General features: G+C 32.1%; 14 protein-coding genes. 10 read left to right on the forward strand and 4 right to left on the reverse strand.

Annotation, left to right across the window (positions count from 1 at the left end; genetic code table 11):
• Positions 1-252 precede the first annotated feature (252 nt).
• Complete coding sequence (locus BUE22_RS05295; RefSeq protein ID WP_084540208.1) at positions 253-3,330, forward strand: DEAD/DEAH box helicase; 3,078 nt, start codon at positions 253-255, stop codon at positions 3,328-3,330.
• 78 nt (positions 3,331-3,408) lie between these two features.
• Here BUE22_RS05295 and BUE22_RS05300 read toward each other — a convergent pair whose 3' ends face one another.
• The 3 genes from BUE22_RS05300 to BUE22_RS05310 are packed head-to-tail and all read right to left on the reverse strand — an operon-like array spanning position 3,409 to position 4,896.
• On the reverse strand, positions 3,409-3,777 hold the full coding sequence (locus BUE22_RS05300) for a polyketide cyclase (RefSeq protein WP_073394035.1): 369 nt from the start codon (positions 3,775-3,777) through the stop codon (positions 3,409-3,411).
• A complete protein-coding gene (locus tag BUE22_RS05305) occupies positions 3,770-4,261 on the reverse strand; it encodes an acyl-CoA thioesterase (RefSeq protein WP_073394036.1) in 492 nt (163 codons plus the stop codon). Before BUE22_RS05305 ends, BUE22_RS05300 begins: the two co-directional genes overlap by 8 nt.
• Before the next feature lie 53 nt (positions 4,262-4,314).
• Entirely contained in the window at positions 4,315-4,896 is a 582-nt protein-coding gene (locus BUE22_RS05310; protein WP_073394037.1) for a TetR/AcrR family transcriptional regulator, read from the reverse strand.
• A gap of 199 nt (positions 4,897-5,095) precedes the next feature.
• Here BUE22_RS05310 and BUE22_RS05315 point away from each other — a divergent pair, with 199 nt between their 5' ends.
• The 9 genes from BUE22_RS05315 (at position 5,096) to BUE22_RS05355 (ending at position 13,346) form a co-directional block, all read left to right on the forward strand.
• A complete protein-coding gene (locus tag BUE22_RS05315) occupies positions 5,096-5,536 on the forward strand; it encodes a putative quinol monooxygenase (protein WP_073394038.1) in 441 nt (146 codons plus the stop codon).
• Between the two features lie 234 nt (positions 5,537-5,770).
• On the forward strand, positions 5,771-6,064 hold the full coding sequence (locus tag BUE22_RS05320; RefSeq protein ID WP_243396810.1) for a hypothetical protein: 294 nt from the start codon (positions 5,771-5,773) through the stop codon (positions 6,062-6,064).
• A 241-nt stretch (positions 6,065-6,305) separates the two neighbouring features.
• Positions 6,306-7,229: a hypothetical protein gene (locus tag BUE22_RS05325; RefSeq protein WP_073394040.1), complete on the forward strand. Its 924-nt coding sequence runs from the start codon at positions 6,306-6,308 to the stop codon at positions 7,227-7,229.
• A 4-nt stretch (positions 7,230-7,233) separates the two neighbouring features.
• Positions 7,234-9,216, forward strand: coding sequence for a TonB-dependent receptor plug domain-containing protein (locus tag BUE22_RS05330; protein WP_073394041.1), 1,983 nt, complete (start codon positions 7,234-7,236; stop codon positions 9,214-9,216).
• Positions 9,216-9,596: a hypothetical protein gene (locus tag BUE22_RS05335; protein ID WP_073394042.1), complete on the forward strand. Its 381-nt coding sequence runs from the start codon at positions 9,216-9,218 to the stop codon at positions 9,594-9,596. Before BUE22_RS05330 ends, BUE22_RS05335 begins: the two co-directional genes overlap by 1 nt.
• A gap of 43 nt (positions 9,597-9,639) precedes the next feature.
• A complete protein-coding gene (locus tag BUE22_RS05340; protein WP_073394043.1) occupies positions 9,640-10,506 on the forward strand; it encodes an MbnP family protein in 867 nt (288 codons plus the stop codon).
• Between the two features lie 216 nt (positions 10,507-10,722).
• Positions 10,723-11,742: a cytochrome-c peroxidase gene (locus BUE22_RS05345; RefSeq protein ID WP_073394044.1), complete on the forward strand. Its 1,020-nt coding sequence runs from the start codon at positions 10,723-10,725 to the stop codon at positions 11,740-11,742.
• Positions 11,743-11,903: 161 nt separating this feature from the next.
• On the forward strand, positions 11,904-12,863 hold the full coding sequence (locus BUE22_RS05350; RefSeq protein ID WP_073394045.1) for a YheT family hydrolase: 960 nt from the start codon (positions 11,904-11,906) through the stop codon (positions 12,861-12,863).
• 102 nt (positions 12,864-12,965) lie between these two features.
• A complete protein-coding gene (locus tag BUE22_RS05355; protein ID WP_073394046.1) occupies positions 12,966-13,346 on the forward strand; it encodes a hypothetical protein in 381 nt (126 codons plus the stop codon).
• Between the two features lie 129 nt (positions 13,347-13,475).
• On the opposite strand, the gene BUE22_RS05360 is transcribed toward BUE22_RS05355, so the two are convergent.
• Positions 13,476-14,690, reverse strand: a complete 1,215-nt coding sequence (locus tag BUE22_RS05360) for a hypothetical protein (RefSeq protein WP_073394047.1) — start codon at positions 14,688-14,690, stop codon at positions 13,476-13,478.
• Positions 14,691-14,723 lie beyond the last annotated feature (33 nt).

Raw genomic sequence — 14,723 nt, forward strand, 5'->3', positions numbered from 1 at the left:
GTTTTTAAATTTTTGATAATTTCTAAATATCTATTTTCAAAAACAGACTGATCAACAGGTAACACAACCGATCCTTGCTCTCCGAAGAATTCTTATGAAACTCTGCGAAGTCTCCTGATTTCGCACCCGCAAGACTTCACAGCGGGGATTTTATCTCAATCCTTTAATAACTTAACTTTGTAAGTTATAGCTTATTTATGTAAGAATATTTCCTATATTAGCTATTCTGAATATAAATTATAATAAAAGATTTTGAAGCAAAAAGATATACTGGAATTTTGGCGAAATATTGAAATATTCAATCTACCGGATTTTAATAATAATGCTGCCTTGTTAAAAACAGAGCAAATATTTCCTTGGGTTTTAAATAAAACAGCTGCCAAAAAAAATTATGTTTTGCAACACACTTTAATTTTCGGAAGATTAGAAAAGAAGAAGATTGTGGATCAAATTGATCATTTTTTGAATGGTGAAATTACAAAGGGAGATTGGGAAGAAACTATTTCCGGATATACGTGTCTTTCAGCATTAATTCTAGATCAGGGAGGAAGACCAGATGAAAAAAGTTATGTAACGGCTTCATTTTCTTTTGGAATAAATGCATTAATAAAAAAACAAAACTTGTCTGTTGTGTATGCCGATCTGGAAAAATCAAAAGAAGATTTTGAGATCAGATATAATATCCCTGAAATTATAAATAACAGCGAAAATGATAAAAAAGAAGAGCCTTCAAGAAAAGGAGATATTATTTCTTGGGCACATTTAAATGAAGAATTAGATTATCTGCATAAACAATTTGATATATGGAATAAGGAGGATATAAAAATTTATATGTTTTCTCAGGAAGTTCCCAAAGACAATAAATCAGATACTAGTTTTTTAAACAGTTTTTATTTAAGTGATTTAAATTATCTCTGTAATTTAAATGAGAAGGAATATAGTAAAACTTTAAAAGCTTATCTAAACTTATCTGTAGATACATCTATTCGAAAAGATATTATTTTAGATAAAAATCAACTGTTTGCCTCTGTAAATCCAAAATTAATGCAGGCTGGCAGATGGCCTTCTAACATAGATTATAGTTTATACACTGCACAACTTGGAGCAGTCAACGACTTATTTTCAGAAAATGAACCCTTTGTAAAAGGAATCAATGGACCCCCGGGAACAGGAAAAACGACATTACTATTAGACGTAATCTCGGATGTTATTGTTAACCGAGCTAAGGTTATTGCTAAATTAGGTTGTAGAGACATTTTTGAAGGAGGATATAATAAAGTAGAAAAAGAAAATGGTTTCAATTTATTTTCTTTTAATCTAAAATCAGATTTACAGAATAATTTTGGAATTGTGATTGCGAGCAATAATAATTCGGCCGTTGAAAATATTACAAAAGAACTTCCTGCTAAAGAGAAGATAGATTGCATTATATTTCCTGATGCAGATTATTTTTCAGAATGCTCAGAGAGACTAATTTCCGTAGAAAGCTGGGGTACGCTAGCTGCTGCGCTAGGAAATAATCAAAATCGGCATATTTTTAAAAATGCTATTTGGAAGTCAGATAAAGAAAATCAAATTTTAGGTCTTGAAGACTTATTGTATAATGTTTATAAAGATAAAGAAAATGATTCAACAGCTTATAATCAGGATTTATTCGAAGAAACAAGAAAAAAATTAAAACAACTTCATGAGGAATTTGAATCATTCATAAATAAAGTAGAAAAATTTCACAACTCATTACCTGTTTTTATTGAGGCAAAAAATGATGAAATTATTTTGAAAAAACAGATTCGGAAAACAGATTCGGAAATAGATAAAAATCTCGAAATAAAGAAAGAATTAGATAATAGTATCAAAAATGAGCTTTTAGAAAGCGAGAGAATTCAAAATGCTTTAACTGTTATTAAATCAAATAAACCCTCGTTTTTCTTTTTTCAAAAGCTTTTTGGAACCAAATCATTTAAAGAATGGAAAAAGCAAGCTGATTTATTTTTAGTTCAGTTTAGTGATTCGCAAAATGTTTTAAAGATCTTAAAAAAAGAGCTATCACATACGGAAAAAAAGATAAAAGATTTAGAAACTAAAAAGAACAGGTACCAGGATAATTTAAAGGATAAATTAAAAATAATCGATAATTATCAGAAACTTAATATAAAAATTAATACAGATTTTGGCATTGAAAATAAGCAATTGTTTACTGAAGAGTTCCATCAATTATCTTTAGAAGAAATTCATCTTCGAATGCCTTATTATTCACCAAAAATTGCAAAATTGAGAAGTGATATTTTTATTCAAAGTCTCAACTTGCATAAATATGTTATATTATCTAATGCAAAAAAGGTAAAAAACAACCTCAATCTGTTTTTTGAAATGATCCTTGGCTGGGTCGAAGTAGAAGCAAAACTAGCTCAAAATTTATGGGATACCTTTTTTCTTTGCATACCAGTTGTTTCTACTACTTTAGCTTCAGCAAGCAGATTATTTCCAAACACAAATGAGAATCAAATCGGTTGGTTGTTGATTGATGAAGCAGGGCAGGCTACACCACAATCTGCTGTAGGAATTATTCACAGATCAAAAAGATGTGTAATTGTAGGTGATCCATTGCAGGTGGAACCTGTAGTTACTATACCGGCAAACTTAGTTGCAAAGTTACGTCAGTTAAGTAACGTTGATTTGTTATGGTCTCCCTTACAAACCTCTGTACAACAACTTGCAGATAGAATTTCATTATCTGGTACCTACATGCAAAATGGAACAGAGTCAGACCCGATATGGACTGGTTTTCCTTTGAGAACACATAGAAGATGTGATGAGCCTATGTTTTCTATAGCAAACAAAATTGCCTATAGCGACCAGATGGTAAAAGCTGTTAAAGAAAATTCTAAGGAAATTTTTATAGGAGCATCTCAATGGTTTCATGTTGAAAATATAAATCCACCAATAAATAAACATGTAATAATTGAAGAAATTGATTTGCTAAAAATTAAAATTACCGAGTTACTTAATAGCGGTTATAGTGGTAATATTTATGTTATATCGCCATTTAAGTCGGTTGCCGGAGCTTGTGATAATGAATTTAGAAAGATAGAAAACGTATTCTGCGGAACTGTTCATAAATTTCAGGGAAAAGAAGCTGATATTGTATTTCTGGTTTTAGGAAGTGATCCTAAATCATCAGGAGCAAGAAAATGGGCTTCACAAAAACCAAATATTCTGAATGTAGCATTGACTCGTGCCAAAAAAAGATTATATGTTATTGGTAATAAAAAGTTGTGGAGTCAATGTGAATATTACAAAGAGATGAACAATGTGCTAAGTCAGAATTAGTGAAAAACATTATAAAAGCATAGGTTGCCTTAATAAAAACTCCGCAAATGTCTCTAACATTGCGGAGTTTTTTAATTATTACATGCTTGTAAACTGTTTAGGATCATAAAAGAACTTTTCTGATTTTATAAGTTCTTCCTGCCAGTTTTGATACGCGATTTCTTCAATTTCAGAAATAGTTCCATTTTTCCATTCAAATCTGAAATACCATCGAATAACAACCTGATCACCATTCATAAAATAGGGACGAATACATTTTGATACTAAAGATTTGACTTTTTGAAGTGTATTTTTTTCGTTAGCAACAAGATTATCTCTGCCAACACGTGGTTCTGACTGATTTTCCTGCATAGAAGCATCAATGGTGTAGAATTTCTCAATCGCTTTATCATGTTCGTTAGATTCGACCATTGCTATAAATTGTTCAATTGTTTCTGGTTTAGGCATGTGTTCTTGTTTTTAAATTTTTAATAATTTCTAAATATCTATTTTCAAAAACAGACTGATCAACAGGTAACACAACCGATTCAAATAATTTCATCAAATCTTCTGAATGGCTTGCTGCTTTTTTTGTCTGGATGTTGTACTGAATAAACTTTATCCATAGAATTGCTTTTAATTCTGTTTCATTTTCATTCCACATTTTCATTTCAACCAGTAAAAGATTGTCTGTATATTGAATAAGCTGAGACTCAATTAATACCATTTCCATTGTAAAAGCCGGTTTCAAATAACTGATCTGATTCGATGCAACAACCCAGCTAAGTCCCGTTGTTTTCATATATTCAAATATGTCAAGGTCATAGTTTTCGGCAATTTGATCTTCACGTTCATTAATAAAATATTCTAAATATTTAGAATTGTTCAAATGATTAAAAGGATCACAATCCTGAAACCTTACTTTTCTTTTTGTCTTTAATATTTTTTCCATTTTTATAATTATTACATCAAATACCGATCGGTATCTGAAAGGTTAAAAAATTTTTATTTGCTGATGCTTTCAATTATAGTTTGATCTATAAAATCCATTGCGTCATTTATGTAAGTTGGGTCATTGTGGGTAAAAGTCAAAAGAGAACTGCCTTCAATTAAGGATAAAATTATTTTAGCATATTTATCAGGATCGGTATTTTGTTTAATTTCATCATTAGCAATACCATCCTTGATAATATTGGTTAAACCGACAGTAAATTTTTGAGATAAATTTTGCGCTGCTTTAAATAATAACGGATTAATAAATTTGGTATCAACTCCCGCACGCAACATGGGGCATCCGCCTCTGTCTTTAACCAAATCATAATAGCTGCGTTGATATTCGGTTATAGTACGAAGCTTATTTAAACTGCCTTCTTTACTGGCAACCAGCTTGAATAAGGGAGTTATTGCAAGGTTTACATTTAGTTGAAACGCCTTTAGTGCTAAATCTTCTTTATTAGAAAAATTACAGTAAATAGCACCTTTTGTAAGACCTGTTGCCTTTGTTATATCTGTCAGGCTGGTTCCAACATATCCTTGTTTGTTAAATATAGGAGCTACTTTATCTAAAATAATTTCAGAAGTATTCATAATATTTGATTAGCGATTCATGACAAATATAGTGCAAATACCGATCGGTATGTGTAAATACAATGAAAAATTTTCAACTGAAACATGAAGTTCTAAGGAGGATAGATTAATAATACAAAGAAAATAAGTAAATTGTATGTCTATTAGATGTCTTAAGATAATTCAACATCAATAGAATAATTAAATTTGAATTTTATATATGAAAAAGTTAACACTGAATCTTCAAAGCAATTTTTCAAAAGGTCGATTTTTATGTTTAGTATTTACAATCGTATTTCTTATTTCCGGTTCTATATCTGCCCAAAAAAAAGATATGATGGTTCGTATTGCAGAAATTGAAATTTATCCAGAACATTTATCCCAATATAAAGTCATATTGAAAGAAGAATCGGCTGCTTCTGTAAAGTTAGAACCTGGAGTTTTGGCAATCTTTCCTATGTATCAAAAAAGTGATTCTACTCAAATAAGAATAATAGAAATATATAATGATAAAGATGCTTACCAATCACATTTAAAAACACCGCATTTTCAAAAATATAAAACCACTACAACTAAAATGGTTAAGACATTAAAGTTGGTAGAAATGAATACAATTGATCCCGAATCTATGAAATTCTTGTTTAGGAAAATTAATGAATGATAACCGCTTATGCAAGATTTCGAAATATAGCTGATAAATAAACACTTGGCAATGAGTGAATAATAATTTTTTGTTTAATAAAACAAGAAGTTTCCTTAAATAAAAGTAAAAATGATGTATTTTTGCTGAATATATAAATCAAGCAAACAGTTGAAAAGGTTTTTTATCTTATTACTTTCTTTTCTGATTATGGCACCGTCATTTGGCAGTTTGTTTATATATGCTTCCTTCAAAATGAATCAGACAGAGATCGCCAAAACGATTTGTGTACAGCGTAAATTAGCTTTTAACAGTTGTAATGGTCGATGTGAACTTCAAAAAAGCATCAAAAAATATTCTGATAACGAAAGAAAAATGCAGGACAGCTTAAAAGAAAAAACGGAGCTTGTATATGTTCAAAATACACTTGAAGTTACTTTTGATATAGTTCCTGTAATCGAATCAAAAAATAATTCTTCTATTTTGTTTGAAAAGAAACCAATAGGGGCTTCTAATCTTACATTTCATCCTCCTCTCTATTTCGCATAGATCAATCTTTCAAATTTAAAATTTTGACATTGTAACTATTTTAATGTTACTGTCTTACTTGTATTTAAACACAGCGTTTTTTCTGTTTCTTATTTTATTTGAAAACTATTGATCTTAATTGATTAATGCAATTTTATTTGTGTTTTTCGATACCTCTTCAAATTCACTGCACAAGCTTATGTTTGATTTTCAGATAATGTCTTTGTGCTCATTTTAAACAGTTTTTATAAAATTCATTTTAATGAAATCTTTTAATTTTTTTGTAATTGCAATATTTTTTGTGATTACTTCCTGTACAATCGACAAAACAGATTACGAAGCAGAAATTGACTCTGAAGTTCCTGAATATTATGAATTTAAAGAAGCTGTTTCGTTGACCAGCGGCATTTATAAAATTAGTATTGAGGCCTTAAACGGAACTTTTTACAAAGGTTATAATGAACTTCATTTAAAAGTGATCAATACCCAGACTAATCAAAGTTTAAATACTTCTGAAGTTACTTTTTTGCCTGTAATGACTAACGCTGATGGAAGTACAAATTCATGCCCGCATCAATATAATTTAGAATATAATGCTGCAAATGGCTATTACAATGGTTATTCTCTATTTACATCAGAAAGTGTAACAACTGCAAGTTGGAAATTATACGTGAGTTTTACAGTTGATAATCAGAAATATGAGATTAATAAAGATGTTTCTGTTGAAAAACAAAGCAACAAAAATCTTAATATGACGGCTTTTGCGGGAAAAGATAACGAACAGTACTTTATTGCATTGGTTTCACCTCAAAAACCAACAGTTGCAGAAAATAAATTGGTTGCCGGAATTTATAAATACAATAAGCCAACAACTCCCGCAGGAACTTTTCCCGATCCTTCGCAATTTTCGTATTCAGAAGTAACGGGTTATACCTTGAAATTAGATCCAAGAATGCCGGAGCCTTCAATGGGAAATCATTCTTCGCCAAATAATCAGGATTTAACACAGCAAAGTGATGGTTTGTATCATGGCGTGGTCAATTATACCATGACCGGAAACTGGACATTGAATTTAATTATGATGAACCAAAACGGATTGATCCTAAAAGGAACGGTTGTTCCAACAGATTTTACGCCCGGAGTTGAAGGTGTAAAAAGTGAACTTTATATTGATACTTTATTTTAATATTATGAAATACATATCAATAGCATTACTTTTTTTGGGAATATCTGTAACGGCCCAAAATGCACATGTACATCATGACAGTATAAAAAATCTGGAGGAAGTAACCGTAAAAAATGCTGCCAAAAAGAAGATCGAAACAGAAATGAAAATGGCAGTTTCGGTAGATGAATATTTGTCTTCTTCAGATAATATAAGTTTCATAAAACGTGGCGCTTATGCGTGGGAACCCTTGCTAAATAACATGAGTACAGAACGTTCGACGGTTACCATCGACGGGATGCATATTTTTGGAGCCTGTACCGATAAAATGGATCCGATAACATCGTATGTAGAAAGCAATAATCTTGCTGCAATTGATATTAAATCAGGGCAGGAAGGAAGTCTTCATGGTGCAACAGTTGCCGGAAGTATTGATTTAAAAAGAAGAAGTACGCCATTTAGCATAGAAAGAAAGTGGAACGGAAGCTATCAAAGCGGATTTGAGTTTAATAATAAACAGTTTTTTAATCTTGGAAATGTCTCTTACTCAAGCAATAAATTTGTTGCAGATGGAAGCATTTCGTATAGAAAAGCAGATAATTATTATGACGGTAACGATGATGAAGTAAAGCATTCACAATATAAAAAATTCAATACCTCGCTTGGTTTGGCGTACAAAACCAGTGATTTATCATCGATTAGATTAGATGCAATTTTTGATATGGCAAAGGATGTTGGTTTTCCTGCATTACCAATGGATTTATCACTTTCGAGAGCGCTAATAACTTCGGCTTCTTATAAACAATTATTTAAAGAAGGTTTGGTAAGAGTTATTGATAGTAAGGTTTATTTTAATGCGATAGAACATTATATGGATGATACAACGCGTCCTGAAAATCTGGTTCACATGGATATGCCGGGCTGGAGTACTACATACGGACTGGTTTCTAAAGCAAACATAAAAAAGAATAGTTATTCTTCTGAAATACAATTGAATGCATACGATAATTTGTCGATTGCAGAAATGCGAATGTACCCACAGGACCGAAGCAAAAGATCAATGTTTGCTTACAGCTGGCCGTGGGTTACTACAAGATATGGCGGACTTTCTATGAATAATTACTGGGACATTTCGGAGAAAAGCCAGCTTAGTTTAGGGGGATCTTTAGGAGTAAATTACAATTATTCTAAATATGTAGAATTTAACTGGATTTTTCATCCGGGTGCGCCTCAGGAAAAAACGAGATTTTTACCGAGTCTGCATGCAGGATATCAATTGGATATTGACCAGTTTAATTTTTCTGTTGGAACAGGTTATGGACACAGAGCACCTTCTGTTTCTGAAGGTTATGGATATTACATTTACAATAGTTTTGATCGTTATGATTATATCGGAGATCCAAATTTAAAAAATGAAATTTCGTATGAAGGAAATGCAAGCGTAGGTTTTAAAAACGAAAAATTAAGCATTCAGGGAAAAGTAAATTATTTCTACATTCAAAATTATATTATTGGCAGAGTTTTAAGCATGGGAAGTCCGATGAACTATCAATCGGTTGGCGTAAAAGGGTATACTTCATTAGATTATGCAACGCTTTTTAATATGTCGATGAATGCCGCTTATGATATTTTACAGCACTTGCATTGGAAAGGAACATTAACCTATGCACGCGGAATGGATGATAAAGCAGGAAACCTGCCTTTTATTCGTCCGTTAAGTTACCAGACTTCTCTTCATTTTATGCATAAAAATTTTGGTATCCAGACTTCTGTAAATGGTGATTTTGCACAAATTAATTACAGTCCGGAATACGGAGAAGACCAAACATCTGCTTATACCATTTGGAATATTTCTGCCAATTATACTTTCAAAATTAATAAAGTAAAAACGGTTGTTCAGGTTGGTGCAGAAAATTTATTAAATGAATATTACAGCACTTATGCAGATTGGGGAAATATTCCGAGAATGGGACGTAATATTTTTACTTCCTTAAAATTCAACTTCTAATGATGAAAAAAGTTTTTAGTATCACAATGACAATGCTATTTCTGCTGGTTTCTTTCCAGCAGGCATTGATTATTGTACACTTTAAACTGAATCAAAATGATATTGAAAAAGAGTTTTGTATTAATAAAACTAAACCTCAACTGCAATGCCATGGTAAATGCCATTTGAAAAAAGAGCTTAAAAAATCAGAAAAAAACAACGATTTAGAACTTAATGGTATCAGTAAAAAGATTGATTTTGTTTTGATTTCGGAAATAAAATTTAAGCCTGAAATCTTAAAAAATATAAATTCAAATAAAATATTAATTTATAAAGAAGGAATTCATTTTGAGCCTTATCTGGAAATCTTTGTACCGCCGCCTCTTTTTAATTGCTGTTAACCAAGACTCAATAAATAGAATTACAATAATTAAAATTATAAAAATGCAAAATTTCAAAAAATACCTTTTGTTTTCAGTGGCTATGCTGGCATTCGTATCTTGCTCTAGTGATGATGATAATCCTGTGGCAAACAATGTGACGCTGGAATTCAATAATACTTTTAAAAACACTACTATCGTTTTAGGTAATGCAGCTTCAACTTCTGCAACAGCCAATACCTCGGCTGCAGGACAAGTGCATCATTTTTCAGAATTAAAATATGTAATCAGTAATATCCGTCTTATAAAAGACAACGGGGATGAAGTTCCATATAACATAAATGATTTGGATAAAGGCGCAACAGTTATCGATCAGGCAAAAACGGCTTCTTTAAGTTATGTTTTAAGTAATATTCCGTCGGCGACTTATAAGCAGATTAAATTTGGTTTAGGAATCAAACCGGAACAAAATACTTTAGACCAGGTTAGATTTCCTAATTTCTATGCAGCTGCAGGGGCTAACGATACAGAAATGATGTGGGAATGGGGAAGTGGATACCGTTTTACAAAAGTAGAAGGTTTTTATGATACTGACAATAAAGCAATGTCAATTCATACCGGAAGTACTGTTGAAGGAACTGAAGGCGCTTATACTCAGGGCGTAAATGCATACAGAGATATTACTTTAAATCTTAGTACAAATGCAATTGTTGGAAGTAAAGCACCAAAAATCAAAATTGCAGCTGACTTTGATAAATTATTAAGCGGAAAAATCAATACAATTACCTTGTCTACAGGAACAGGAATGAATGATAATGCAACTCCAAACGTTCATACTGCTGCTCAAATGGTGAAGTTTGTTGATAATTTGGGTGGAAATGGTTCAAGCGATATCAGCGGAATGTTTTCTGTTACTGCCGTAGAAAACTAAAACTACCCGTTGGTGTAGCCTTAAAATTTAATTAAACACATAGAAACATAGATTTATGATTTGAAAAAGTAAATCAAAAAGAAACAAGTTTCTCACACATAGCTATGTGTATTGATGCAAGTGAAACGCCTTTTTTGAGTTCATAAATCTATGTTTCTATGTGTTAAAAATAATTATCCCCAACGGGTTAAAACTCTATTTTTAAATTCATTTCTAATGAAAAAAATAATTGTTTTCTTATCAGTAATATCGTTATTAACATCTTGTAATAATGATGATTCTGAAATGATTTCTATAGACAATCCTGAAATTACATTACATATTCCTTCTGAATTTCCGGAAGTAAATAGTTTTGTGAGTTTAAATAAACCAACAAAATACGGTGTGGAATTAGGAGAAAAACTTTTCTCTGAAAAAAGATTCAGTGCAGATAATACCATTTCCTGTTCCAGCTGCCACATTCAGTCAAATGCTTTTGCAGATCATAATCCGCAAGCCATTGGAATTGAAGGAAGAATTGGACTGCGAAATGCACCATCACTTCAGAATTTAATGTTTATGAAGTTTTATAATTGGGACGGAAGTAAACTACAGCTTGAAACGCAGCCATTAGTTCCCATTATAACTCATGAAGAAATGGATTCTTCAATTCTGGAAGTAATAGAGAAAATTAAGGATGATCCGGCTTATAAAGATTTGTTCCAAAAAACATTTGGAGATGAAAGTATTACACCCGAAAGAATTTACAAAAGTATCGCACAGTTTGAGTACACGCTAATTTCTGCCAACAGCAAATATGACAAAGTAAAACGAAATGAAGGAGAATCCTTTACCACAAGTGAAGCAAAGGGATATGAGACATTTCAGCAAAAATGTGCAAGTTGTCATGGTACAGAATTGTTTACAGATCAGAGTTTTAGAAACATTGGCTTTCCTGTAAACACAAATACCAACGAAGCCGGACGAGGAAGAGTTACGGGCCTTGCTTCTGATTATATGGGTTTTCGGGTTCCTACTTTAAGAAATATCGAATATACAGCACCTTACGGAAGTTTTGGACAGTTTTCTACCTTAAAATCGGTTTTAGATTATTTTGATAATGGCGTTTTGGAAGCCGATAATCTTGACCCGGTTTTTAAAAATAATGGCAACAAAATACCACTCACCGAAGAAGAAAAGAGCAATCTTATTTCGTTTATGAAAACACTAACGGATAATCATTTTTTGGGGAATTAGTTCATTTAATTTGATATCGTGAGTTTTCCTACCAAAAGTTATATTTTGTTATTAAACGGGTCTATTTTTTTTAATTTATTAAAAATGAAATAAAAAAAGAAAGTTTTAAATTACATTGATTGATTTGTTAGCTTTGTATAAGCACCAAAAACTTTTTTATCATGCCTGTAATTGAACAATCAGAATATAATTTTCCTCCGATTATTCATCGGAACAGGCATATCTCTACTATTTACGCTGCTTTATTTAAAAAGTTTGAAGTTCCGGGATACACAAGAGAAAAACATGAATTGAATGACGGGGATTTTATTAATATAGATTTTATTCTAAATGATCCTAAAAAAGCAGTGATTTTGTGCCATGGTTTAGAAGGCGATTCCCGCAGAACTTATAATAATAGCTGTGCAACTTATTTTCAGGAAAAAGGTTTTTCAGTTTTCGCCTGGAATAACCGTACCTGCGGAGGAGAAATGAACCGATTGCCGAGACTTTATCATCATGGCGCAGTTGATGATCTTGATGAAGTAGTTCAGTTTGTCCTGAAAAAAGGATTTGAAGATGTTTATTTGATTGGATATTCAATGGGAGGTGTTCAGCTTTTAAATTATTTTGGCTGGACAAAAATGGATGAACGCGTAAAAGCAGGAGTTTCCATTTCGGTGCCTACTCATATTGCAACAAGTGCTGCTGTACTCAAACAAGGGTTTAACAGGGTTTATTTAAAGAATTTTACAATTGATATTAAAAGAAAACTAAAATACAAAGCAGCACAGTTTCCTGATTTTATAAACCGTGATCAAATTGACAGCATTACTTCTTTTGATGAAGTGGATCATTATTTTACAGCACCACTGCATGGTTTTGCCAGCCGTGACGACTATTATCAGCGTGTTTCTCCTGAATTCTCCCTTAAAAATATTACCATTCCGGTTTTAATAATTAATTCTCTCGATGATCCTTTTTTGGGAGAAAGATGTTACCCAACAGCTATCGCAAAAGACAGTCCCTATGTTTATCTTGAAACACCAAAGTATGGAGGACATTGTGCTTTTCCACTGCGCAATTCAACATATTCCTATGCAGAGACAAGAGCTTATGAGTTCTTTAAATCCTTCCAATAGAACAGTAAAGATATTTTAATATATAAAATACAATTCAAATTATATAAAATGTTAGTTCATGATATTTCTAAATTTGAAATATAACGAACAAACAATAATATTATGAAAACGCTATCTAAATTAAAAATTGTTTTAACTGTACTGATAATAGGACTTTTACTTTCATGTAAAGACAATAAAGATGGGTATAGTGATGAAATTGACACTAGACAAACTCCCGATACGACTGCTACAGACACTATTGAAAATAAAGGTTCAAATACAACCGGTACAAATACAACTGGCGCAACAGGAACTGAATCTGAAGGGGTTACCGGAGCGGGAAGTATTTCGGACCCAGGAACTGCTACCAAGAGAGAATCTACTCAGGGTACAGGAAGCGGTCCCGGAGAAAGCGCGAAAGATGGTTCAACTTATACTATTTCATCTCAAACTAAGGATACCTTAAGCACGAAACAACCTGTAAAAGGAACCAAAAAATAATGTTAGTTTAGTAGACAGACATTTATCAAGATTGAAAAATATTCAAATTAAGTACCGCTGAAATATAAGCTTTAACCTAAAAAAAACAAGCTGCCATTGGCAGCTTGTTTTATATTGTCAGATTAAAAATTAGTGACTTTCACTGTTTTCAAATCCAAGAATCGTAATCATATAAGGCGTTTTCGAAACCTTAATTTTCTTTGAAATTTCCATAGAAGTCAAATTCAATTGCAATAACTCTCCTGTATTTGGAGATGTGATGTAAGCAAAATTCTCTGTTAACTGGATTTGTGGTTTTAGTGTTGCATCAGTTGCGGTTTCGGCAATTATTTTTGCTTCTTTTTCAACTGCTAAACTGTTTAGGTTGAATAGTTTGAATTCACCGGAGTGCAATAAAATTCCCAGTTTGCTATCATTGTAGCTTACTTTACATTGCATGATAGTTGTATTTTGCAAAATTGGTTTAATTGTGCTGTTTACAACATCAATTAAATAAGCCCCTTTTGCGGCAGTGTAACCTACAAATTTCCCTTTCGTTGAAGTTTCTAAAATACTTCCAAACCAAGCAGTTCCAAAATCTTCAGGAAGAGCAATTAGTTTTTGTTTTCCTGTACTTTCAACCACAAGAACTCCGCTTGCAGAACCAAAAACAGCATAAGTTCCATCAGAAGCATTTCCGTGAATTCCTTTGGTAACAATTGTGGCATCAAAAAGTGTTTTACCAGTATTGTCTATAATTTTTACTTTTTCAGGAAGTGTTCCTGTAATCGAATTATCCTTTTCAGTAATGGCATAAGCTCCATTACTAAAAGTCGCCATCGCACCGTGATGTGCCAAAAGTCCTGCATTTATCACTTTAAATACCGCACCTGAAGTATTAATTTCAGATTCTTTTGCCACAGACAATGTACCGTCTCCGTCATTAAAAGTCAATAATTCGCCTATTTTACTTTTAAAATGTGTTGGCAAAAGTGATTTTCCTGTCAAAGCACCAAATTGCGGAAGACCGTCTACATCAACATGATCGCCATGACTTTCAAAACCGCTGTCAAAAGTTTCAACCGTGTTGTCAGCTCTATGCACTATTCCTGCATATCTGCCAGATTCTGTAGTATAAAGAGCAGATTTTGCAAACTTTGCATTAAAAGAACTTGTTGTGGCATCAACCGGATTTACCAACGTAATTTCATTGGTTTTTTCGTCAGATAGTAAAATTCTAAGGTATTTAAATTCTGAAAGCGTTTCGTTGGGAGTTTCAACATTGTTGTCGTCATCATTACTACAGGAGATCACGAAAGTCGATAAAGCAAATAAGAAAATCAGTTTGAAATAATTGTTTTTCATTGTAAAATGTATTTAAATTAATATTTGGGTTTA

Origin of the sequence: Flavobacterium pectinovorum, from assembly GCF_900142715.1 — a bacterium.
GTDB classification, from domain to species: domain Bacteria; phylum Bacteroidota; class Bacteroidia; order Flavobacteriales; family Flavobacteriaceae; genus Flavobacterium; species Flavobacterium pectinovorum.